Source organism: Pseudanabaenaceae cyanobacterium SKYG29 (assembly GCA_025055675.1).
In the GTDB taxonomy this organism is placed as follows: Bacteria; Cyanobacteriota; Cyanobacteriia; order Pseudanabaenales; family Pseudanabaenaceae; genus M5B4.
The window spans coordinates 1-525 of sequence record JANWWT010000015.1; the positions used below are offsets into that span (position 1 = coordinate 1).

The following is a 525-nucleotide window of genomic DNA, read 5'->3' on the forward strand; positions in this document are numbered from 1 at the left end:
CGGGGCGTAGCGCAGCTTGGTAGCGCACCACTTTGGGGTAGTGGGGGTCGTGGGTTCAAATCCCGCCGCTCCGATGCAGGCAGAGAGCTAGTAAATGCCAACTGACTCCAGTTCCGGCCAACTCCTTAGCACTACAGATAGCACTAGTTACTTAGTAGCCAGGGTATCTTGGCAGCAACAAAACTGGATCCAGTGGGTGGTAGAGTATCTCCAATTAAAAACCTTAACAACGTTCCTAGGCAGAAAGTAAATTGCTCGGCTAGGAAAACTTTATCCTTAAGCCTGGAAAATTACATTGGTATTATAGTCGTTTCACATAAAAGTGGGGCACTTTTCAGCTAGCCCAGAAGAGTAGCTACTCGCACACGACGTGGAGGCAGTGATTTTTGCCACTGCTACTGACTGGCAAATGTCTCAAACTCTTTTTGAATAACTATATATTCATCTTCATGCACCATCGTAATTCATCATTATTTACTTGGGACTACCCCAGTATTTATTCATGGAAATCTTGGATAACTTACT

1 tRNA gene is annotated in these 525 nt (G+C 45.0%); it reads left to right on the forward strand.

Features of this window, described 5'->3' with window-relative positions:
* Positions 1 to 74, forward strand: a tRNA-Pro gene (locus tag NZM01_12600).
* Positions 75 to 525: the final 451 nt, after the last annotated feature.